The organism is Nostoc sp. XA010 (assembly GCF_020829625.1).
Lineage (GTDB): Bacteria > Cyanobacteriota > Cyanobacteriia > Cyanobacteriales > Nostocaceae > Nostoc.
On the sequence record NZ_JAIVFX010000007.1, the window covers coordinates 189,598 to 210,869 of the forward strand.

General features: G+C 40.7%; 23 protein-coding genes. 10 read left to right on the plus strand and 13 right to left on the minus strand.

Annotated elements, in window-relative coordinates:
• Nucleotides 1-63: 63 nt before the first annotated feature.
• From LC608_RS13320 to hypB, 8 genes are all read left to right on the plus strand, one after another.
• Nucleotides 64-909, plus strand: a complete 846-nt coding sequence (locus LC608_RS13320; RefSeq protein WP_229553995.1) for a NifU family protein — start codon at nt 64-66, stop codon at nt 907-909.
• Between the two features lie 631 nt (nt 910-1,540).
• Entirely contained in the window at nt 1,541-2,755 is a 1,215-nt protein-coding gene (locus LC608_RS13325; RefSeq protein ID WP_229553996.1) for a hypothetical protein, read from the plus strand.
• 66 nt (nt 2,756-2,821) lie between these two features.
• Nucleotides 2,822-5,167, plus strand: a complete 2,346-nt coding sequence (gene hypF / locus LC608_RS13330) for a carbamoyltransferase HypF (protein WP_229553997.1) — start codon at nt 2,822-2,824, stop codon at nt 5,165-5,167.
• A gap of 77 nt (nt 5,168-5,244) precedes the next feature.
• Nucleotides 5,245-5,505 carry a HypC/HybG/HupF family hydrogenase formation chaperone gene (locus LC608_RS13335; RefSeq protein ID WP_229553998.1) on the plus strand — a complete coding sequence of 87 codons (261 nt, stop codon included), beginning with the start codon at nt 5,245-5,247 and terminating at the stop codon, nt 5,503-5,505.
• 163 nt (nt 5,506-5,668) lie between these two features.
• Nucleotides 5,669-6,850, plus strand: a complete 1,182-nt coding sequence (gene hypD / locus LC608_RS13340; RefSeq protein ID WP_229553999.1) for a hydrogenase formation protein HypD — start codon at nt 5,669-5,671, stop codon at nt 6,848-6,850.
• A gap of 84 nt (nt 6,851-6,934) precedes the next feature.
• Entirely contained in the window at nt 6,935-8,038 is a 1,104-nt protein-coding gene (gene hypE, locus LC608_RS13345) for a hydrogenase expression/formation protein HypE (RefSeq protein ID WP_229554000.1), read from the plus strand.
• A 20-nt stretch (nt 8,039-8,058) separates the two neighbouring features.
• Nucleotides 8,059-8,400, plus strand: coding sequence for a hydrogenase maturation nickel metallochaperone HypA (locus LC608_RS13350; RefSeq protein ID WP_229554001.1), 342 nt, complete (start codon nt 8,059-8,061; stop codon nt 8,398-8,400).
• On the plus strand, nt 8,391-9,206 hold the full coding sequence (gene hypB / locus LC608_RS13355) for a hydrogenase nickel incorporation protein HypB (RefSeq protein ID WP_229554002.1): 816 nt from the start codon (nt 8,391-8,393) through the stop codon (nt 9,204-9,206). Before LC608_RS13350 ends, hypB begins: the two co-directional genes overlap by 10 nt.
• Nucleotides 9,207-9,402: 196 nt before the next feature.
• Here hypB and LC608_RS13360 read toward each other — a convergent pair whose 3' ends face one another.
• From LC608_RS13360 to LC608_RS13385, 6 genes are all read right to left on the minus strand, one after another.
• On the minus strand, nt 9,403-9,777 hold the full coding sequence (locus LC608_RS13360; RefSeq protein WP_229554003.1) for a hypothetical protein: 375 nt from the start codon (nt 9,775-9,777) through the stop codon (nt 9,403-9,405).
• Nucleotides 9,767-10,774, minus strand: coding sequence for an LLM class flavin-dependent oxidoreductase (locus LC608_RS13365; RefSeq protein ID WP_229554004.1), 1,008 nt, complete (start codon nt 10,772-10,774; stop codon nt 9,767-9,769). Before LC608_RS13365 ends, LC608_RS13360 begins: the two co-directional genes overlap by 11 nt.
• A gap of 135 nt (nt 10,775-10,909) precedes the next feature.
• Entirely contained in the window at nt 10,910-11,272 is a 363-nt protein-coding gene (locus LC608_RS13370; protein WP_167407650.1) for a hypothetical protein, read from the minus strand.
• A gap of 568 nt (nt 11,273-11,840) precedes the next feature.
• Nucleotides 11,841-12,152 carry a hypothetical protein gene (locus tag LC608_RS13375; protein ID WP_229554005.1) on the minus strand — a complete coding sequence of 104 codons (312 nt, stop codon included), beginning with the start codon at nt 12,150-12,152 and terminating at the stop codon, nt 11,841-11,843.
• 2 nt (nt 12,153-12,154) lie between these two features.
• Nucleotides 12,155-12,436, minus strand: coding sequence for a hypothetical protein (locus tag LC608_RS13380; protein ID WP_229554006.1), 282 nt, complete (start codon nt 12,434-12,436; stop codon nt 12,155-12,157).
• A gap of 39 nt (nt 12,437-12,475) precedes the next feature.
• Entirely contained in the window at nt 12,476-12,898 is a 423-nt protein-coding gene (locus tag LC608_RS13385) for a hypothetical protein (RefSeq protein WP_229554007.1), read from the minus strand.
• Between the two features lie 1,019 nt (nt 12,899-13,917).
• Between LC608_RS13385 and cysK the strand changes: the two genes are divergently transcribed.
• On the plus strand, nt 13,918-14,877 hold the full coding sequence (cysK, locus tag LC608_RS13390; protein WP_229554008.1) for a cysteine synthase A: 960 nt from the start codon (nt 13,918-13,920) through the stop codon (nt 14,875-14,877).
• Between the two features lie 61 nt (nt 14,878-14,938).
• Here the strand turns inward: cysK and LC608_RS13395 are convergent, their stop codons facing one another.
• The 3 genes from LC608_RS13395 to LC608_RS13405 all read right to left on the minus strand — a co-directional run bounded on the left by LC608_RS13395 (nt 14,939) and on the right by LC608_RS13405 (nt 16,481).
• On the minus strand, nt 14,939-15,091 hold the full coding sequence (locus LC608_RS13395) for a hypothetical protein (protein WP_229554009.1): 153 nt from the start codon (nt 15,089-15,091) through the stop codon (nt 14,939-14,941).
• Nucleotides 15,092-15,317: 226 nt separating this feature from the next.
• Nucleotides 15,318-15,800, minus strand: a complete 483-nt coding sequence (locus LC608_RS13400) for an ArsC/Spx/MgsR family protein (protein WP_229554010.1) — start codon at nt 15,798-15,800, stop codon at nt 15,318-15,320.
• A gap of 69 nt (nt 15,801-15,869) precedes the next feature.
• The gene (locus LC608_RS13405) at nt 15,870-16,481 is read right to left on the minus strand and encodes a cupin (RefSeq protein WP_229554011.1); all 612 of its coding nucleotides are present in this window, start codon (nt 16,479-16,481) and stop codon (nt 15,870-15,872) included.
• Between the two features lie 30 nt (nt 16,482-16,511).
• Here LC608_RS13405 and LC608_RS13410 point away from each other — a divergent pair, with 30 nt between their 5' ends.
• On the plus strand, nt 16,512-16,697 hold the full coding sequence (locus tag LC608_RS13410) for a hypothetical protein (protein WP_229554012.1): 186 nt from the start codon (nt 16,512-16,514) through the stop codon (nt 16,695-16,697).
• Here the strand turns inward: LC608_RS13410 and LC608_RS13415 are convergent.
• The 4 genes from LC608_RS13415 to LC608_RS13430 form a co-directional block, all read right to left on the minus strand.
• Complete coding sequence (locus LC608_RS13415) at nt 16,694-17,179, minus strand: hypothetical protein (RefSeq protein ID WP_229554013.1); 486 nt, start codon at nt 17,177-17,179, stop codon at nt 16,694-16,696. The genes LC608_RS13410 and LC608_RS13415 overlap by 4 nt on opposite strands.
• 107 nt (nt 17,180-17,286) lie before the next feature.
• On the minus strand, nt 17,287-17,883 hold the full coding sequence (locus LC608_RS13420; RefSeq protein WP_229554014.1) for a heme-copper oxidase subunit III: 597 nt from the start codon (nt 17,881-17,883) through the stop codon (nt 17,287-17,289).
• A 420-nt stretch (nt 17,884-18,303) separates the two neighbouring features.
• Nucleotides 18,304-19,992 (minus strand): cytochrome c oxidase subunit I, encoded by a 1,689-nt coding sequence (gene ctaD / locus LC608_RS13425; RefSeq protein ID WP_229554015.1) that lies wholly within the window; start codon nt 19,990-19,992, stop codon nt 18,304-18,306.
• Between the two features lie 72 nt (nt 19,993-20,064).
• Complete coding sequence (locus LC608_RS13430) at nt 20,065-21,075, minus strand: cytochrome c oxidase subunit II (protein ID WP_229554016.1); 1,011 nt, start codon at nt 21,073-21,075, stop codon at nt 20,065-20,067.
• Between the last annotated feature and the right edge of the window lie 197 nt (nt 21,076-21,272).

A 21,272-nucleotide genomic window follows, 5' to 3' on the forward strand; every position in this document is an offset into this window, starting at 1 on the left:
ATAAGCAATGCCCAATGCCCAATGCCCAATGCCCAATGCCCAATGCCCAATGCCCCATGAGTAATGACAAAGCTTGAAGAATTAGTTCAGGAAATTAACCGCTTTGAGGCGATTATATCCGAGTGGGATGAAAGCCAAAGGTGCGTAGCAGTAGGACTGAAAAGAGCAATTGAGGCTTTGCATAAAGCTGCATTGACTAATTTAATTAAAAGCCTCAAACAAGAATCAATGTCAGCTTTACGCCATGCTGTTGCTGATGAAGTAGTGTATGGAGTGCTACTTTATCACGAACTAGTTAAACCACCAAAACCACCATTAGCACAGCGCATTCAGACAGCCCTTGAAGAAGTTCGCCCAGGTTTAAAAAGCCATAATGGGGATGTAGAACTAGTGGCAATTAAGCCACCAGATACCGTAGAAGTCAGATTAATAGGAACTTGCAGTAGTTGTCCGACTTCTACTTTAACTTTATCTCAGGGAATAGAACAGGCAATCAAAAACCATTGTCCCGAAGTTACCAAAATAGTTGCAGTAAATCACAACCCTACTGTTAACAACAGGAATTCTGGTTTAATCAGTCCATTCTCTTCAAAAATAACTTCTACCTGGATCAAAGTGGCAACTATTGATCAAGTTCCTGAATTTAGTATCTTGGCAGTACAACTTGCTGGTACTTCACTAATTTTACATCGTCAAGGTATAACGGTAAGATGTTACCGTAATGCTTGCAGTCATCTAGGATCTCCCTTAGAAAAAGGTAAAGTTGAAAATGGGGTTATTACCTGTCCTTCCCACGGATTCCAGTACAGTTTAGAGACAGGTAAATGTTTAACTGCACCTGATGTTTCGCTTCAGTCGTATCTAGTAAAGATTAAAGACGATAAGATTTTTGTGAAACTGCAAAAATGAGCATGCGAAGATAAGATTTCAGCAAATATACTTGACAATTAGTTAATCACCGCTAATTTGCTTTTTCATTTCAGTAGTTCGCGCATTCATTTTAGTGTTTTGTGCAAACAAAATGCCTGAATGCTTTCTCAATATTCCTGAATTCATTCTCATTTGTGTAATTTAGGTATTGATTTTAGTGTTTTGAGAAAGTAAAAAGCCATATTACTTTCTCAAAAGGTCATTTGACTTATTCAAACCCCACTTTGCTTACTCATTTTAGTGTTTTCCGCAAGCAAAATGAGCTTTTATTTATTCAAACTCCAGTTGTGCTTACTCATTTTAGTTTTTTCCGCAAGCAAAAGGTTATTTGACTTACTCATTTTAGTGTTTTCCGCAGGTAAAATAAGCTTTTACTTTCTCAAACCCCAGTTTGCTTTCTCATTTCTGTAAATCCCGCACTCATGCCAAAGATTCGTTATGTAGCAAAAGTTACTAAAAGCTATGTTGATTTTTTTAAGCTTGATTAATACATAAGTTGATTAGAGGTTTTAACTGAATTTGAAAAAAGCATAATGCAAAACCGTTACTGTTGTTACATGCTAATCAACATTAATGTTTTTAAATAATTATCAGCCTCTATCTGCGGTTCATGGATATCCCAATCAGAATTAATCCCATATCACGATTACCGCTAGAAGCAACAGAAAATCCTCAATATTTACCTCTATCACCTCAAGGTGCGAGGGTAATTTTAGGTAACATTATTGAACCAGAACAATTAGTCATACCTGTAGCACCCAATGCCACAACAATGTTTGGGCCTCGTGGTGCTTGCTTGTTATCAGAAACAGGCCCCTTATGGGTATCAGATACAGGACATCATCGATTATTAGGATGGCAGAATTTACCCACCAGAGATAGTCAATCGGCTGATTGGGTAATTGGACAACCTGACTTTTATCATGAGGGGCAAAATGCTAAAACTACACCGGGAAGGGCAACCTTAAGTGTACCAACAGGGATTTGTGCTTGCGGTGAAGGGTTAGCTGTAGCAGATGCTTGGAATCATCGGGTTTTGATTTGGAAAAACTTACCAGAAGATAACAATGTTCCAGCAGATTTGGTGTTAGGGCAAGTTAATTTTACCGATAATGAACCAAATCGAGGAAATCAAGCAGCATCTGCTAGTACAATGCACTGGCCCTATGGTGTTTTTTATCATCAAGGACAGCTATTTATTGCTGACACTGGTAATCGAAGAGTATTAATTTGGCATCAGTTACCAACAGAAAATGGTCAACCTGCTGATGTAGTTTTGGGACAACCAGATATGATATCTCGCAATGAAAATGGCGGTGGTTCTCCAACCGCAGCGAGTATGCGTTGGTGTCACGACATCACCTTTTGGGGAGAAAATCTGGTTGTTAGCGATGCAGGTAATCACCGGGTAATGATTTGGCAGAGAATACCCACAGAAAATAATACACCTTGTGCAGTAGTTTTAGGACAAAAAAGCTTTGATTTTGTGGAAATGAATCAAGGAGTTTATTTGCCAAGTGCTAGTAGTTTGAGTATGCCTTATGGTGTGGGTGTGGCTGGCGATTGGTTAGTAGTTGCAGATACTGCTAATTCTCGTTTGTTAGGATGGAAGAAGCCAGAATCAATTTTATCACTGCAAGGTGCGACGGCAGATGCGCTTGCAGGACAAATAAATTTTCAAAGTAAAGGTGAAAATCGTAATTTCGGACTACCAAAACGAGACAGCTTAAATTGGTGTTACGGGATAAAAATTTGTGGCAAAACAGCAGTCATAGCTGATTCTGGAAATAATCGAATTTTGCTATGGCAGTTTAATAATTCGTAATACTCGCCTCCGGCGAGAAGCAAGCTACGTAATTCGTAATTCGTAATTTTTGAAAGTCAGATTTATATGGCGACTGAAGAAATTAGAGTTCGCGGCACAGTTCAAGGAGTAGGATTTCGCCCTACCGTATATCGTCTGGCTAAAGCTTGCGGTTTGCGTGGAGATGTTTGTAATGATGGCCAAGGTGTATTAATTCGGGTATCTGGTAGTGAGGAGGCAATAACCGAATTTGTTGCCAGATTGCAAACAGAATGTCCACCGTTAGCAAAAATTAATCAACTAACAAGAATTATTTATAAAGGTGAATTTAAATTTGATAATTTTGTGATTTCTACTAGTGTCAGTAATGCCATTAAAACAGAAATTACCCCTGATGCAGCCACTTGTCCGCAATGTCAAAAAGAAATATTCGACCCTTTTAGCCGCTTTTATCGTTACCCATTTACTAACTGCACTCATTGCGGCCCCCGCTTGAGTATTATTCGTGCGATTCCATATGACAGAAGCAATACCAGTATGTCTGCGTTTGCTATATGTCCAGAATGTGCAAAGGAATACCACGATGTCGAAAACCGCCGTTTTCACGCTCAACCTGTTGCTTGTCATGCTTGCGGCCCTTCAGCTTGCTTAGAACGCGCCGATGGAAAATCGGTTACTGCTTCTATGTTCTCCATGTTGGATGATGTTGATGCCGTTTGTACCTTGTTGCAAAAGGGTGAGATTGTAGCAATTAAGGGCTTAGGTGGTATTCATCTGGCTTGCGATGCAACTCAGGAAACCGTTGTACAAAAACTGCGTCAGCGTAAAAAGCGCTATCATAAAGCCTTTGCTTTAATGGCGCGGGATATTGAAGTAATTGAACAATATTGTAGTGTCAACGCCAAAGAGAAAAAATTATTGACAAGTTCTGTTGCACCAATTGTTTTACTACAAGCGACAGGTAAAAAAGTAGTACCATCGATAGCATCGGGGCAAAATACCCTTGGTTTCATGCTACCTTATACACCCTTACATCATTTAATTTTGCGGCGGATGAATCGCCCAATTGTTTTAACAAGTGGCAATATTGCTGATGAACCACAATGTATTGATAATGATGAAGCGAGAGAAAAATTAGGGACAATTGCCGATTATTTTCTATTTCACAATCGAGAGATTATTAATCGGGTAGATGATTCGGTAGTGAGAGTTATCGGCGATAAAGTCCAAATAATTCGCCGTGCCAGAGGATATGCACCAGCACCAATTAATTTACCACCGGGATTTGAGAATGTACCGCAAATTTTAGCAATGGGTAGTGAGTTAAAAAATACCTTTTGCTTATTGCATGAAGGAGAAGCAATTCTCTCTCAACATCTGGGAGATTTAGAGAATGCTGCGGCTTTCAATGCTTACCGAGAAACTTTGAATTTATACCTAAATTTATTTGAGCATAAACCAGAAGTAATCGCTATAGATAAACATCCTGAATATCTCTCAAGCAAACTTGGGAAAGAACTTGCGGATACAAATAAAATCAAAATCTATCCAATTCAACATCATCACGCCCACATTGCCGCTTGTATGGCAGAAAATAGCATTTCTCTAGATTCGCCTCCAGTATTAGGCATTGCTTTAGATGGTTTAGGTTACGGTGATGATGGTACACTCTGGGGCGGAGAATTTCTTTTAGCAGATTATCGAAAGTTTCAGCGACTAGCAACATTTAAACCAGTAGCAATGATTGGTGGTGAACAAGCGATATATCAGCCTTGGCGTAATACCTATGCTCAATTAATATCTGCTAACTTTTGGGGTGATTGCCAACAACAGTATGCTGATTTAGAAATAGTAAAATTTCTGAAAAGTAAGCCACTCAAACTACTAAATCAACTTATAGAGAACAGAATTAACTCTCCTCCAGCCTCCTCAGTGGGGCGGTTGTTCGATGCGGTGGCTGCGGCTATCGGTATTTATAGAGATGAATGTAGCTATGAAGGACAAGCTGCGATCGCAATGGAAGCTATAGTAGATGTTAGCAGCTTAAATAATAATGAAGAAACGCTAATCTATCCTTTTAACTTTAGCTTTTCAGATAGGATTTATTATATAGACCCGCGTCCAATGTGGCAAGCATTGCTCTATGACTTACAGCAGCAGATTCCACAACCAGTTATAGCTGCCAAATTTCACAAAGGTTTAGCTAATGCGATTGTGCAAATGGTTAAACATCTTTCTCAAGAAAATCTGATTCATCAGGTAGCTTTAACAGGAGGAGTATTTCAAAATTGTATATTGTTAGAGCAAGTTACCAAACGATTACAAACATTGGGGATAAAAGTACTTACTCACAGCTTAGTACCAGCTAATGACGGCGGGTTATCTTTAGGAGAAGCAGTTATTGCAGCCGCACAATTCATACATGAGTCTTGATTTTTGAAAAAACTCACAAAGAATTCTCTCTGTGTTCTCCACGCCTCTGTGGTTAGTTTATCTTAAAAAATAAAAAAATGTGTTTAGGAATACCCGGACAAATTATAGAAATTACCAACGTTAACTATAAACTAGCCCTAGTTAACATTGGTGGTGTTAAGCGCGAAGTAAATATTGCTTGTATCGTAGATGAACAACATCCTCCCGAAGCTTGTATTGGCGATTGGGTACTAGTGCATGTTGGCTTTGCCATGAATCGAATTAACGAACAAGAAGCGGCAGAAACATTACAACTCTTCCAAGAATTAGCAGCAGCACAAGCAGTAATTAATACTTAAATAATATTTTTTCTCACACAGAAAAAGAGTTTCAAACATCTTTCTTTTTTTCTCTCTTCTCTACGAGACGCTACGCGAACGCGCCCTTCGCGGTTCGTTAAAAAACTCCCTACCACAAAAGCGAAATTAACAGATACATAAAACTCAATACTCCTCACTTCCTATGAAATATGTTGACGAATTCCGCGAACCAGAAAAAGCTGAAGCCATACGCCGCGAAATCGCCAAATTATGCAACCAGCTAGAGAAACCCATCAAAATCATGGAAGTATGTGGCGGGCATACCCATTCCATATTTAAATACGGTATCGAAGAAATATTACCCCAAACCATTGAACTAATTCATGGGCCTGGTTGTCCAGTATGCGTTATGCCAAAAGGGAGATTAGATGATGCGATCGCAATCTCCCAAAATCATAACGTCATTTTTGCCACCTTTGGCGACGCAATGCGAGTTCCTGGCTCCAAAACCACTTTACTGCAAGCCAGGGCACAAGGTGCAGACATTCGTATGGTGTACTCTCCCCTAGATAGCCTGCAAATTGCCAAAGATAACCCCGACAAAGAAGTAGTCTTCTTCGCATTAGGCTTTGAAACCACAGCCCCCAGCACCGCCTTCACCATCCTGCAAGCAGCAGCCGAAAAAATTCATAACTTTAGTCTGTTTAGCAATCACGTCCTCGTGATTCCCGCCCTCAAAGCACTATTAGATAACCCCGACTTACAACTAGATGGATTTGTTGGCCCTGGCCATGTCAGCATGGTAATTGGCACTGACCCTTATGAATTTATTTCCCAACAATATAATAAGCCAATTGTTGTCTCAGGATTTGAACCCTTAGATATTCTCCAATCAATTTGGATGCTGTTGCAACAGCTAGTAGAAAATCGTTGTGAAGTCGAAAACCAATATAACCGAATTGTCCAAAAAAGTGGGAACAAAGTAGCCCTGCAAGCCATAAACAAAGTTTTCGCCGTGCGAGATAGTTTTGATTGGCGTGGCTTAGGTGACATTCCCTATTCAGGATTAAAAATTCAACCTGAATATGCCCAATTTGATGCCGAACTTAAATTTACCATTCCTAATCTCAAAGTAGCCGACCATAAAGCTTGTAAATGTGGAGAAATTCTCAAAGGAGTCTTAAAGCCTTGGGAGTGCAAAGTATTCGGTACAGCTTGCACACCAGAAACACCAATCGGTACTTGCATGGTATCTTCCGAAGGCGCTTGTGCAGCCTATTACAAATATGGGCGACTCTCCACTATTGCCAAAAGAACAATTGCCCAAAAACCAAAAATAACTCAAGAACCTCTCCCCGCCTGCGGCTTCTCCTCAGACTTATAATACTCCGCGTACCTCTGCGCTTCCCAGCCTCGGCAAGCCGTAAAAGCGTCTACTGCGTCCCTTTGCGTTTAAAAAAATTTTAATATGAACATTTCCCCCACAAACCCAATACAAAATCCCCTATTCCAAAAAATAGAACAAGTCCGCCGTCGCCAAGGTAAAGTGCAAGACACTCATATAACTCTCGCACATGGTAGCGGTGGTAAAGCCATGCGTGATTTAATAGACGAAATCTTTGTCAGCAATTTTGATAACCCAATTCTCTCACAACTAGAAGACCAAGCCAGCCTCAATTTAGCCCCTCTCCTCCAACAAGGAGACAGACTCGCATTTACAACAGATTCTTATGTTGTAGACCCTTTATTTTTTCCCGGTAGTGATATAGGAGAATTAGCCGTCAACGGCACAGTTAATGATTTAGCTGTTAGCGGTGCTAAACCTTTATATCTAACTTGTAGCGTAATTTTAGAAGAAGGATTAGCTGTAGAAACCTTACGCCGTGTTGCAAACAGTATGAAAGCAGCCGCAGAAAAAGCGGGTATTCAAATTGTCACTGGTGACACAAAAGTTGTACATCGAGGTGCTGCCGATAAACTCTTTATTAATACTGCTGGTATTGGTATCATCCCGCGAGGAATTAGTATTTCTGCCCAGAATATTAAACCTGGAGATGCAATAATAATTAATGGTGAAATAGGTAATCATGGGACAGCAATTTTAGTTGCCCGTGGGGAATTAGCCTTAGAGACTAATATTGAAAGTGATTGTCAGCCGTTGCATAGTTTAGTAGAAAATATTCTCCATGTATGTCCCCAAGTTCATGCTATGCGAGATGCTACACGCGGTGGTTTAGCTACAGTATTAAATGAATTTGCCCTCAGTTCAAATGTGGGAATTCGTCTGTACGAAGAATCTATCCCAGTGCGAGAAGAAGTCAACGGAGTTTGCGAAATCCTCGGTTTAGACCCGTTGTATTTAGCTAATGAAGGTAAGTTAGTTGTAGTGGTTCCAAAAAAGAATGCTGAAAACGTTTTATCAGCTATGAAATTACACCCAGCAGGCAAAGATGCTTGTATTATTGGCGAAGTTATTCCTTCACCCGCAGGTATCGTATTATTAAAAACAGCTTTTGGTGCTGAAAGAATTGTTGATATGCTGGTAGGCGACCAATTGCCACGAATTTGTTAATATTTAATAGATATTATTGTATGCACGAACTTGGAATTACCCAAAATATTGTGGCAATTGTGACTGAACACGCCAAAGGCGCAAAAGTGCAGCGAGTTTTATTAGAAATTGGTAAACTTTCAGCCATTATGCCCGACGCTATTCGATTTTGCTTTGATATTTGCATTCAAGGCACAGTTTTAGAAGGGGCGACGTTAGAAATTTTGGAAATTCCTGGATTAGGGCGATGTCGCCAATGCGGTGCAGAAATTTTTTTAGATAAACTATTTGGTATCTGTAATTGTGGAAGCGTGCAATTAGATTTAATTACTGGTGAAGAACTGAAAATTAAAGAAATAGAAATAGAGGAATTATGTGTGTAACCTGCGGTTGTTCTGATGATGGCGAAATAAAAATTACGAATTTAGAAGCAGATGAAGGTGAACATAATCATACTCACACTTTACCAGATGGAACTATCATCAATCATTACCACAGTCATAACACTGATATAGAAGCACCTCAAATTCATGCCAAAATACACAATACAACGATATCCTTAGAGCAGGATATTTTAGCAAAAAATAACTTGATAGCTGCTCAAAATCGTGGATGGTTTAAAGGTCGAAATATTCTCGCCTTAAATTTAATGAGTTCTCCCGGTGCTGGGAAAACAACTCTTTTAACTCGCACTATTAATGATTTAAAGCATCAATTATCTATTAGTGTCATTGAAGGCGATCAAGAAACTGCTAATGATGCCAAAAAAATTAAAGAAACAGGTTCTAAAGTCATCCAAATAAATACCGGAACAGGTTGTCATTTAGATGCATCAATGATAGACAGGGGTTTACAACAACTAAATCCGCCACTAAATTCAGTTGTGATGATTGAAAATGTCGGAAATTTGGTTTGTCCAGCTTTATTTGATTTGGGAGAAAATGCAAAAGTCGTGATTCTCTCCGTCACGGAGGGAGAAGATAAGCCGCTAAAATATCCGCACATGTTCCGTGCTAGTGACATCATGATTCTCACGAAAATCGATTTGCTACCTTACGTGCAATTTGATGCTCAAAAGTGCATAGAATATGCTAAAAAAGTAAATCCCAAAATTCAGATTTTTCAGGTTTCTGCAACCACTGGTGCTGGGTTAGAAAATTGGTATGCGTGGCTAACTGTATCGTCATAGCAAAAACTTTGCGCCCCTCTGCCTTTAAATTCAAACCTATCATCACAAAATTAAGTCATCGATAATCCCTCTGCGGTTTGATGAAAAGTGGTGCTATTTGGAGAAGTAGCTTGGATAAAAATTGTAACACCCTGTACTTTAGGAGTACAGGGTGGAAGACAGCTATATTTAGTGTGATTCCCAGTTTCGATTTACCTCAAAGCCAATCTCGGTAAGCTGATATTTCATTTACGCTGATTTCAAAGGGCATCCCCTTGCCAAATGGCGGATAAACGCGGATTTTACCGTTGCTAGCAAACCGCTCTAACCTATTACCTAACTGAGCAATATTGCTGACTATATGCCAGTAAGATACTAAGTCAGGACAGTCAACAATTAATGTTAGAATGCTAGCATTTGTTGTGACATACCACTGACAATTAGATAACAGGACTCGCGTAATGCGATCGCAGGCTAGATAAAAGCATCTACCTGTAGACTGTTCTAGCTCCATTTGCAGCATTCCATCCTCTTTTGTTACCTCAGAGGGAGGTAAATCATCGGGAGGAAGCAGGTATAGTTTAGAAGACATAATTTCGCACCTCTTGGTTGTAGCGCGTCAAACTCTCCAGGTTTTTTTGCATATCCGAAGACGAGGGTTTGAGTGCTAACGTACCTAAATTTAATTCGTCTTGAAATTTCTTGATTTTGTCTCGACAAGTCTCCACATCACCAATAATTGAATTCTCAATCAAATAATCTTCGTCGAAACAAATGTTTGTGCGATCAAATGGTTTTTGGTTGGGATTCGCACTATTCTGTAATACTTCAGCCGAATTAGCTGTCATTTTCTTGCTAAATTGGCGGATGAAAGGTAATGCCTCACTCACTGCCTCATCAAATGTTTTGCCAACATAAAAAAAGCGTGCCAGCACGAAATTTTCCGCACCACTAGAATTTAAGGCTCGATATTTAGCAACAGTATCCTTCAATCTCTGTAGGGAGAATGGCGGCCCACCCATCAAGCTGAAGGAATGTTTAGCAGCAAACTCGATACCATCATCCCCGCCAGTGGCAACATACACTGGTATTTGACTCTGCAATGGTTTTGGGTAAATTGTTAAGCGATCGCATTGATAATACTTGCCATTAAATGATACATCAGTTTCATATAACAGCTTGTGAATCAGTGCGATCGCCTCTAGCATCCTGGGACGGGATTCACTTGGGAGTGTCGCAAAATGCTTATTTTGTTGGGGAAAGGGGCCGCCTTTAGCAACCCCAAATAATAATCGTCCATTGCACAGGTTATCCAGAGTGGCGATATCTTCCGCTACCCGAATCGGGTTATGGAATGGCAGTAACACCGCCGCAGTGGCTAATTGGATAGTTGAAGTCAGCCCCGCCAAATGTGCCATTAACAGCAACATAGAAGGGCTGAGATTGGATTCACTAAAATGATGCTCACTCACCCAGGCTGACTCAAAACCTAAACTTTCTGCCTGTTTTATCAGCGTGACTTGCTCAAAGATGGCACGATGAGCATCTTGGTGATGATTATCGTAATTGCAGAAAATTCCAGTTTTCATTACTTGCGTTAATACTTTGTGCTGGCTATTCTAATGGTCGATAGGTTCGTAGTAAGCACTTTAGTACTTAAATATTTGAGGACTAAAGTTTTCACTACAAACACCTTTACTCCTCTCAATTAATGCGATCAAAGACTAATTTGCAACCCACTGCAACTCCAACCATAGACGTGGGTTATTGTGTTTGATGTTCGACATCGGGTCGCGCAATAATCGTTTGGCATTCATGCAGACTACCTGTACTAGACCCATGTTGTCTGCTACTTCTCTGAGTATTTCTTTGTGGGCTTGCACACAGGAAATCATTTCGTCAGAGCAATAAATTCCTATATATTGCAAGCGTCTAGCAGGTCGTCCCCAAAAACAGGTGATGACTTTCACATAACACCCGTCTAGTAGTTCTCCAACTTTTGGGTAGTAGTCATTGAGGACTCTTGTGAATTCTTTGGCTAAGATATCTTCAGCAATCATTGGAACTGATATTTCTGTAGCGTCCATCACGCTATTTAATATAACATAATTTTATCAATTAAACATGACAAAATAGCCTAATAGGCTTAAAGAAAATATTAAACATTACGAAAAAAAGAGGCATACATTGTTTAGTATTACCTCAAATTTGCGTAAAGCATCTTTATATTTAAATATCAAACTGCAACGCCAGAGTCATTAGTCTAAGAGAAACCACACCCAGCTAAGGGCTTGCTCAGGGCATCGCAAGGAATATGGTTTTAATTAGCCTGATATCATCAAAGTATTGGTTTTAATACCCCTAGCCTTGATGAATAGAATGAGACTGTTGGCGAATTAATAGATAATCTAACTCATCAGTCCAAATCAATTTCAATTTCTTTAAGTTTAGTGCGCGTTTCAACGCACTTTAGCTATTAGCTCACAATTCATTGCAGGGCGGTAAAGCAACACCAAAACAAAGATTTTCTCGACACGGATATTGGCAAATGTAAGATGCACCCAAATACTCTAATAGCGAAAATTATGAATTCAAATAAAATGCATTTAAATAGCATATCTTAATATTGAATTCTAAATTTTGTCTTTTTAATTATTATCGAGCATTGCGTTCACAAGCTAAGACTTCCGCTACAATATCCGGCACATTTCCAAAGTCCGTAAATCCTTCAAAACCACGGATTGGTGATATAAATGTGTAGTTTGGATCACACACTCCATTGTCATATACTTGAATAAACCATCGATCGGGAAATCCTTCTACACCTAATTCTACAGTGTACCAACTCTCGCCAATTAGACGAGAGTTAAAGATTGTAAACCACTCCCGATTCTCTTCTGAAATATTCCAATCTGCCATCAGCAGTTCTAAAGCTATTTGTCCTGCATCCGTCGAAGTCAACAGCATTTTTACTCCTTATTTGCGGCTTCAGTGTTTGCAACTTCAGGATTGGCAACTTCTGGGTATAAACCCAGTTCTTTAGCTAGCTCACGCGCTACAAAAAATAAAAACTTAGCACCATCTTGATTGCCTTCATGGGCAAACATAGTCGCTACTTGTAGCATTGTTTCTACAAATCCAGAATCAATCAATTCTGGCTTACTTTGCAAAACTTCTGGTTCCTGACCATTAGGGCATTTGAGTAGCTCATCAATCAGATTGAAATACAGTTTTTGGCGTTGTTCTGACATAATAAGCTTCCTGATTTTAGTGAGTTAATTGTGAATTGGTTACTGTTCGATACTGTGCTGCCATAGCCTTTCCAACATTTCAACTTGTTCTTTTAAAACAGCAGCACGATGAACAAGATATCTGTCGTAAAAAAGAATCCCTAACCCAACACAAATAGGGGTTAGCAAGAAGAACCATTGTAGGATCGTGGCAAATTTATATTGTTCAGCAACAGTCAGCATTTGATGAATCACATTACGGTCAGAGGATTTGATGCTAGTCTGAGGGGAATGTGTACCCTCTGTCCGGGGATCCAAGATAGGAGCATCTCTACTAGTCTTGTTAACTTCGCAGGCTAAAATCTGGGATTTTACTAACTCCAAATGTCGCTCCCAAACTATGCCAAATACTACTACTCCTGGAGAAAGCACTACTAAGGTAACTACGCAAACTGTGAGAAGATTTAAAAGTTTGGCTTTCATCTCGGCTCTCCCTTGCTAGGTAGTATGCACTCAGCAAGAAAATATCTTTTGCTGTTTATCTTAAGTAGCTATATATTTCTACTTTTCAAACAGTTTTGATATTAAAATATGTGTAATCGGTAATTTTCCTAATCCTTAGTTGCCAGTCATTTTTATAGTTACCACTGACTACTGACCACTGAAAAGTTACCAAGATTTTCACAAAACGTAGGATTAATCAGTCATAAATAACGCACTCAGATTCAGAGAATGTGATTTCATCCTCTTATCAAAAGAGAGATTAAGAAGTCCCCCCTAGTTCACTAAGCTTTCGCTCAGGAATGTTGGGGGGTAGAGGGGAATCTCTGCGTAAATCCTATACGATTTATATCAGCAGCTCTCCACAAAACAGTTTACCTTAGCCCCGTTAAGATTATTAAATTCATTAGAATAGTACTCAAAGCCTGTAATCGTTGCCTGATAAGTCTTACAAAAATTAATTGGGGTATGGGTGCTAGTGTTTTTAGGACGGGGTTCTAGTGTTTACGAGGTGGGGTTCTGGTATTTCTGTACTCAACCTCAAAGCAGTGTAGGCAATGATTAAAGACTGTTTCTGATGCAGTTTTTATCTTCCAAAAAATGCACTCAAAATAAAATATCAATATCTTTTGATAAAGATAGACTAATAATTTGGAAAAAACAATTAAAGGTTTCGAAAGTAAATTATATTTCTATAACAAATAGAAGATATTGAAAATAATGGTAAAAATTATGCATATATACAGAATTCTGCCCAAAAAGCAATAGTCAGCAATTGCAAATGGTAAAATATAAGTATGGCAAGCTAGCCCTCTGCTGAAGTAAGAATCAATGGGAACGAACATCTAATAAAGGTTCTTCCTAAACTTTCAGATTTTGTGGTTGAGTTAGAATACATAGTATATGCACTCATTGATACCAAACTACAAATTAAATACACAAAAGCTTATTGTTACAAGTAAATACTCTGTACTAGGATTTAGAATTTTAGGAGTTAAATAATGCGGATTGCTCAAGACATAACAGAACTGATTGGACGAACTCCTTTAGTTCAACTGAACAAGATTCCTCAAGCTGAGGGAGTAGTAGCAAGGATAGTTGTCAAATTAGAAGGGATGAACCCAGCAGCTTCGGTGAAAGACCGCATTGCGTTAAGTATGGTACTCTCAGCAGAAGCTGCTGGCTCAATTTCCCCTGGAAAGACGATTTTAGTTGAGCCTACCTCTGGTAATACAGGAATTGCTCTAGCGATGGTAGCAGCCGCGCGTGGCTACCGTTTGATTTTGACAATGCCAGAAACCATGAGCCAAGAACGGCGGGCTATGCTCAGGGCTTATGGTGCTTCTTTGGAATTGACACCAGGCGTTGAGGGAATGCGGGGAGCTATTCGCAAAGCCGAAGAAATTGTGGCTAATACTCCTGATGCTTTTATGCTGCAACAGTTCCGCAACCCTGCCAATCCTAAAGTTCACCAAGAAACCACCGCCGAAGAAATTTGGGCAGATACAGACGGGGAAGTGGATATTGTCATTGCTGGGGTAGGTACTGGTGGGACAATTACTGGGGTTGCAGAAGTACTCAAACAGCGTAAGCCGACTTTTAAAGCGATCGCAGTTGAACCCAGCAATAGCCCAGTTCTCTCCGGTGGTGAAGCCGGGCCACACAAAATTCAAGGTATTGGTGCCGGATTTATCCCAGATGTTCTCCGCCTAGAATTGGTTGATGAAGTAATTAGAGTCAGCGATGAACAAGCGATCGCTTATGGGCGACGTTTAGCAAAAGAAGAAGGCTTATTATCTGGGATATCCTCTGGTGCAGCCTTGTGTGCTGCAATTCAAGTAGGTAAACGTCCAGAAAACGCCGGACGTTTAATCGTGATGATTCAACCTTCCTTTGGCGAACGTTACCTCAGCACACCCATGTTTCAAGATTTATCCTTAGAAACTGCTGGCGTCCGTTAAAGACAGAAGTAGGGGCATACAGCTGTATGTCCCTACTTCATGCAAATGAAAATTGCTGTAGTCAAGCTATGTCTTCTAAGAGTGGATGTTCGCACAGGAGAGTTTTGACAATGACAGAGACATTATCGGTTTCTCGCCGTCCACGATAAATGACGGTTTTACTACCGGAGTGAAGAGTTTCGAGGAGTTGATAACCAGATAAAGTAGCTATCATTGTTTTCTCTTGCAATATAAGCATTCTTAATATGCCCATGCAAGTTTAGCGTTGTAACATTTGTGACAAAACTCAGCATAGTTTCACGAGATGTTACAAAGATCACTCCAAAATTGTATGTTGATATTTGAGAGCATTGTTGCATCTTAGCCCCCTCCTCGCAAGCGGGGAGGGGGTTGAGGGTGGGGTTTAGTACCTACTCAACCGAGAACGGCCATATCCTGTACTAATGTTTACAGTTACCTTGCTTTTGGTGTTCATGATCATGTTCATGATGATGACCATGACCGTGGGAACAGCCTTGCAAATTCTCCTTCATCAGATTGTCGCTGATTTTTTGCAAGGATTCATCCAGAGCTTGTAAGCCAATCCAAGCATCAATTTTTTGTACATCAAATCCTACCTCGCGCTGTTCGCCTACTTCTAACAAAGGACGGCGAATCAACAACGGCTCTTTCAGCATCAGCGCCAAAGCGGTTTGTTCATCCACTTTTTCAGGAACCACCTCACCAGATTTTACCTTTGGAGCGGAAGGATTAAACCATTCAGCTACAGGGCGATCGCCAAAAAATGAACGCAACCGCTCAACTGTCCAAGGTTCTGTTAGCAGGTTGTATGGTATCACCTCATGACCAGCAGCTGTTAGCAAAACTTTTTGCTTAGTACCACCTTTACAGCCTGGTTTGCTATAAAAAATTACCCTTGCCATTCAACTACCTCGCTATAAAATACTATTCGTTTTTAAGGGCGCACAAATGTGCGCCTCTACCGCGTGATGCTAAAAGCTTTTAGCACTACACTTAACCGGGTCAAACTCAAATCTCTCATTTGGATCAGTTTCACCGTAGATATTAAAAGTCACAGTTGGTTCATCGCCCACTGCTTCTACACAGTGAATTGCATCGGGAGTGAAGCTAATAATATCCCCTGGAAATAGACTTATCTCTCCCGTCTGCTCAATTTTGTCCTGAAATTCTGGGCTAGGAGTGCGTCGCCAAAAACTATTTTTCTCCTGGCCTTGTAACACCGCCACTATTCCCCACGTCCCATGATTATGAATGTTTGATCGGGTTCCAGGTGCAAATGTTACTGTTTGCACCGTCAACGGAAAACCCAATTCATCATATAGGAGTAAAACAGAGGTTCCTGTTTTGGGCGAAGGTTCTAAACGTTGACTTCGCACCCAGTAGGAATTTACTATCAAGCGCCGGACGAGCATTCGGATTTCTGGTAGACGACTGGTTTCATCATCCGCATTATTGAGAACATCTTCGACCTCAGTTAAAAACCGATAAAGACGATAATTTTCTCTCAATAAATCCCATGCTCTTACAGCTTTACAGGCTTGATACTGACCGTCCCCCGTTAGCAGCCAATCCCTACCTTTCATAAGTTTCAAATTGATAGCTGAGAAGATTGGATGATAATGATCGGAGAGACATTAGGAATATTATTACCTCCAGGAAGTTTAGTAGGTATAGTAATAGAAGGAATGATAGAGTTGCTATCAGTAGCAACTCCTAATAGGGAGTATGAGGAATATGATGTAGTAGATAACCAATTGTTCATGATTGTTCACCTTGATGGTAGATTGTTGACTAATTAATCATCTTCTTCTGCTGGACGTGTCAAAATATCCAGGAGGATTCCGGCTCCAAAATCATGCTTTTCGTCTATCTCTTTGACTTTGGCGCTGATTTCTTTTGCCTGCTCAATTTCTCCTAAGTTGGCTAGCACTAATCCAGAAGCAGCATAAGCATTTAAGTACAATCGAATTTGTGGATCTTCTTTGCGATTGACTAATATAGGCTTAAGTTGCTCCCAGTCATCAGGCAATTTTTCTACTTCTTTAATTTTATCTAATAATTTAACTGTTGTTTGCAGTGCAAGAGAATAATTATTTTTATAATAGAAAAATCTATATGCTGCTACTAAGACATCTGTATTATCACCAGTTTGGGCTAAAGCTTGTTGAATATATTTTTCCGATTCTGATGTGTTCTCCCAATTTTGTGCAGCTAAAATTAAGAGATTTTTAACGTCATCTGGAACCTGGAACCATGAGAATTGGTTTGTATTAGCTTGCATAATGAACTCCTGGATAGTTATGAGTTAGGAGTTAGGAGTTATAAGTTAGGAATTATGAGTTAGAAATTGTGAATTCTTAACTCCTCACTTCTCACTCCTAACTTTTGTTAAAACAAAGTAAGAACGTACACCAAGGTGAATAAAACAATCCAAATAATGTCTACGAAGTGCCAGTAAATTTCTGTCATTTCGATGAAAGTATGATTGGTTGCAGAATATTCACCAGGAAGACGCGATCGCCACAATGCACGTAAGATCAATAACAATCCCACGAAAACGTGCAAACCGTGGAACCCTGTCATGATATAAAAGCAGTTAGCGAAGACGTTGGTAGTCAGTCCGTATCCTAATGTTGAGTACTCATAAACCTGACCACCTAAGAAAATTGCCCCCATGATTGCGGTAATTGCGTACCATAGTTGCATTCCCTTGACGTTATTCTTTTTAATTGCCGTATCACCGAAGTGAATGACGAAACTACTAGACACCAGGATAATGGTGTTAATCGTCGGCACGAGTAGTTCTACTTCGCTTCCTTCTGGAGGCCAAACTGCTGTAGTACTCCGGAAAAATAAATAAGTGGCAAAAAATCCCCCAAACATCAGGGATTCAGAAGCGAGGAACGTCAACAATCCCCAAACTCTTAAATCTGGATGTTCTTCGTGTCCTGCACTGTGAGCTTCGCTTGTCGTAGCTATGGTCATATTGTTTACCCTCAAAGGTGAAGCGTCGGGCAATTCAATTCTTCACAGTCCTGATTTGCTTGTGGGATGGGTGTTTCACTTGTTTTAAATTAAGGCAGGATGCCCAAGCCCACAAGAGTTATTTTTTAACTAAGTACAGCATTTCATTAATTCGTAGCGAATTAAATTTGGCAATACCCGACAATGTTAATGCGTTAGCTTGCATTGTTAATGCATTGGCTTACATTGTTAATGCATCGGCTTGCATTGTTAATGCGTTAGCTTGCATTGTTAATGCGTTAGCTTGCATTGTTAATGCATTGGCTTGCATTGTTAATGCGTTAGCTTACATTGTTAATGCATTGGCTTGCATTGTGAATGCATCGGCTTGCATTGTTAATGCATTGGCTGTTAATGCGTTGGCTTTTACGCAAAGCTGTACTAAGCACTAGCTTCCGGCGTTGCAGATGGCTGTACTTCATTACTATGACCATGACCGTAGTCATAAGGGCCATGAGTGACAATCGGCAACACTTCCCAGTTTTCAATTGCAGGTGGTGAGCTTGTTGTCCATTCTAAAGTCAAAGCTTGCCAAGGATTATCACCAGCCAAAGGCCCTTTCAACCAACTGTAGATCATGTTGATGGCGAAAGGAATTACGGATATCCCCAAGACAAATGAACCAAAGGTACAAATTTGATTCAGGTCGATAAATTGGGGGTCATACATTGCCACTCGTCGGGGCATTCCTTTCAAACCCAATTCGTGCATGGGTAAAAAAGTTAGATTAGTACCAATGAAGGTAAGGGCAAAGTGAATGCGTGCCAAGCTTTCATTCAGCATTCGTCCGGTCATTTTGGGGAACCAGTGATAAATGCCGGCGTAGATGCCAAACACGGAACCGCCAAACAGAACGTAATGGAAATGTCCTACTACATAATATGTGTCGTGGACATGAACATCAAAGGGGGCTGTTCCCATCGTCACGCCACTTAAGCCGCCCATGACAAACATGGACAACAAGCCAATGGCGAAAAGCATCGCACCTGTGAAGCGGATTTTACCACCCCAAAGGGTAGCAACCCAGGCAAAAATCTTAACGCCAGTGGGAACTGCAACTATAAGAGTGGAGATGGTGAAGAACATCCGCATCCAACCGGGTGTGCCACTGGTGAACATGTGGTGTACCCAGACGAACAAACCGACAACGCAGATTGCTACACTAGAATAAGCGATCGCTTTATAACCAAAGATTGGCTTACGGGCGTGAACTGGAATTACCTCCGACATGATGCCGAAGATAGGCAGAATCATTAAATATACAGCCGGGTGAGAATAAAACCAGAATAAGTGTTGATAAATTACAACGTTACCGCCTGCATCTGGTTTAAAGAAGGAGGTGCCAAAGTTGAGGTCAAACAACAGCAGAACTAAACCGGCTGCTAATACAGGTGTGGAGAGAAGTGCCAGCAGGGAGGTTGCCAAGATTGCCCAGCAAAATAGGGGAACTTGATCCCATTTCATGCTAGGAACCTTCATCATCAAAATGGTGATCACAAAGTTCAGTGAACCCAAAATTGAAGAAGTTCCCACCAAGACGATCGCAAGTATCCACATAGTTTGAGCAATTGGTGCTGTCACCAAACTCAAAGGTGGGTAAGCTGTCCAACCAGATTGCGAACCGCCAAAAATGAAACTACCTAATATGAGTAATCCTGCTGGTGGGTTTAACCAAAAGGCGATCGCGTTCAGCTTCGGGAAAGCCATATCCCTAGCACCGACCATCAACGGCACTAAATAGTTACCAAACCCCCCAATCGCGCTAGGAACAATCCACAGGAAGATCATGATCGTTCCGTGATTGGTCATGAAAGCGTTATACAAATTGGGATCGAGTACGTCTGCATCTGGTGTTGCTAATTCGACACGCAGAGCGATCGCCATCAGTCCGCCGATGAGATAGAAAACAAACGCCGTCACTAGATATTGGATACCAATAACCTTGTGGTCAACATTAAATGTAAAATAGTCCTGCCATTTCCACGCCTTCGGATGGGAGGTGTGGCCAGCCACCATTTCCGGTTTTTTTTCTTCTGGTGGAGTATTCCGTGGAAATTCTACCTGCGTCATATTTTTTACCCTTATGCAAAGTCCAGGGTCAAACATCCAAAGTAATTAAATTTGACTCTTGTACAGACGCGATTAATCGCGTCTCTCCTGACCAATGACCAATGACTCTAAAGTTGCTGCACTAATTCCCATATCATGGGTATGGGGCGCGAGAAACTCTGATGTTGATAAGTCGGCTGGATTAATTGCAACGACTTGATTTAAATTTTGCTGTTGAGCAATTTGGTTTTCTGTCCGCCAGTTATCATATTCTTCTGGTGTGTGGACAATTACTTGTGTCCGCATTGAACCGTGATAACCACCGCACAACTCAGCACAAACTACGGGATATGTACCTGGTTTGGTGGCGACAAATCGTAGTTCGGTAGGGATACCGGGAAGTGCATCTTGTTTCAAACGGAAGTTTGGCACCCAGAAGGAGTGAATTACATCTTGTGCTGAAAGGTTGAGTTGCACATCAGCACCGACGGGTATGTGCAATTCCCCAGAGGTAATGCCACTATCGGGGTAATTAAATATCCAGGCGTACTGTATGCCTTTGACATCAACAACTAAGTCGGCTGGTTTGTTTATAGTTTGAGGAGACGCGCCGATACCAATTGTTGGGGCAATTGTCGGAGCAATTGTTGGGGCAGTTGTTGTTTCAGTATCGCTTAATGTGGCTGCAATAGCACTCCCCGGTATATGAGCAACATGAGCTGCTGAATGAGGATGACCCGCAGGCTCAAAGCCGCCCATTTGGTTAAAAACATCTACACTGTAGATGCCCAAGCCGAGAACAATCACTGTTGGGATTGCTGTCCAAAAGATTTCTAAGGGAACGTTGCCTTCTACTCGCACACCATCGGTATCATCACCGCGACGGCGACGAAACTGAATCAAAAAAAGTACAATTGTTCCTTCTACAACTAAGAAGAGTGCGATCGCAATGGTAAACATGACGTTAAAAAAACCGTCTACCAAAGGCGCTTGTAACGATGCTTGCACCGGCATCAAAGTGTGATTCTGACCAATCCAAATACTGATTGCTGTAACTACTATCCCGGCAACCAGAGTCCATAGTGAAACAGGAACTTGTTGCATACATGCTACCTGTGTAAACAGTCTTTAAAGGTATAATTTTCTGGTATTAGGTATTTAGGCACTGGGCATTATTATCTATTCCCCATTCCCTATTCCCTATTCCCTTTTCACCTATTAACTTTCTAACGTGCAGCCATAAAAAATGGGGGAAACTTCCAGATTTTTTCCATATCTTTCCCCCAGAAACTTACAAATTA

What these genes read in the sequence shown, in the direction of transcription:
- LC608_RS13400 (WP_229554010.1), bottom strand. Translation starts at nt 15,800, where the DNA reads ATGGCAAGGGTAATTTTTTATAGCAAACCAGGCTGTAAAGGTGGTACT.
- LC608_RS13395 (WP_229554009.1), bottom strand. Translation starts at nt 15,091, where the DNA reads ATGATAGCTACTTTATCTGGTTATCAACTCCTCGAAACTCTTCACTCC.
- hypB (WP_229554002.1), top strand. Translation starts at nt 8,391, where the DNA reads ATGTGTGTAACCTGCGGTTGTTCTGATGATGGCGAAATAAAAATTACG.
- LC608_RS13380 (WP_229554006.1), bottom strand. Translation starts at nt 12,436, where the DNA reads ATGTCAGAACAACGCCAAAAACTGTATTTCAATCTGATTGATGAGCTA.
- LC608_RS13430 (WP_229554016.1), bottom strand. Translation starts at nt 21,075, where the DNA reads ATGCAACAAGTTCCTGTTTCACTATGGACTCTGGTTGCCGGGATAGTA.
- LC608_RS13350 (WP_229554001.1), top strand. Translation starts at nt 8,059, where the DNA reads ATGCACGAACTTGGAATTACCCAAAATATTGTGGCAATTGTGACTGAA.
- LC608_RS13385 (WP_229554007.1), bottom strand. Translation starts at nt 12,898, where the DNA reads ATGAAAGCCAAACTTTTAAATCTTCTCACAGTTTGCGTAGTTACCTTA.
- hypE (WP_229554000.1), top strand. Translation starts at nt 6,935, where the DNA reads ATGAACATTTCCCCCACAAACCCAATACAAAATCCCCTATTCCAAAAA.
- LC608_RS13420 (WP_229554014.1), bottom strand. Translation starts at nt 17,883, where the DNA reads ATGACCATAGCTACGACAAGCGAAGCTCACAGTGCAGGACACGAAGAA.
- LC608_RS13360 (WP_229554003.1), bottom strand. Translation starts at nt 9,777, where the DNA reads ATGTCTTCTAAACTATACCTGCTTCCTCCCGATGATTTACCTCCCTCT.
- hypD (WP_229553999.1), top strand. Translation starts at nt 5,669, where the DNA reads ATGAAATATGTTGACGAATTCCGCGAACCAGAAAAAGCTGAAGCCATA.
- LC608_RS13325 (WP_229553996.1), top strand. Translation starts at nt 1,541, where the DNA reads ATGGATATCCCAATCAGAATTAATCCCATATCACGATTACCGCTAGAA.
- LC608_RS13320 (WP_229553995.1), top strand. Translation starts at nt 64, where the DNA reads ATGACAAAGCTTGAAGAATTAGTTCAGGAAATTAACCGCTTTGAGGCG.
- LC608_RS13370 (WP_167407650.1), bottom strand. Translation starts at nt 11,272, where the DNA reads ATGGACGCTACAGAAATATCAGTTCCAATGATTGCTGAAGATATCTTA.
- LC608_RS13335 (WP_229553998.1), top strand. Translation starts at nt 5,245, where the DNA reads ATGTGTTTAGGAATACCCGGACAAATTATAGAAATTACCAACGTTAAC.
- cysK (WP_229554008.1), top strand. Translation starts at nt 13,918, where the DNA reads ATGCGGATTGCTCAAGACATAACAGAACTGATTGGACGAACTCCTTTA.
- ctaD (WP_229554015.1), bottom strand. Translation starts at nt 19,992, where the DNA reads ATGACGCAGGTAGAATTTCCACGGAATACTCCACCAGAAGAAAAAAAA.
- LC608_RS13365 (WP_229554004.1), bottom strand. Translation starts at nt 10,774, where the DNA reads ATGAAAACTGGAATTTTCTGCAATTACGATAATCATCACCAAGATGCT.
- LC608_RS13415 (WP_229554013.1), bottom strand. Translation starts at nt 17,179, where the DNA reads ATGCAAGCTAATACAAACCAATTCTCATGGTTCCAGGTTCCAGATGAC.
- LC608_RS13410 (WP_229554012.1), top strand. Translation starts at nt 16,512, where the DNA reads ATGATAATGATCGGAGAGACATTAGGAATATTATTACCTCCAGGAAGT.
- LC608_RS13405 (WP_229554011.1), bottom strand. Translation starts at nt 16,481, where the DNA reads ATGAAAGGTAGGGATTGGCTGCTAACGGGGGACGGTCAGTATCAAGCC.
- hypF (WP_229553997.1), top strand. Translation starts at nt 2,822, where the DNA reads ATGGCGACTGAAGAAATTAGAGTTCGCGGCACAGTTCAAGGAGTAGGA.
- LC608_RS13375 (WP_229554005.1), bottom strand. Translation starts at nt 12,152, where the DNA reads ATGCTGTTGACTTCGACGGATGCAGGACAAATAGCTTTAGAACTGCTG.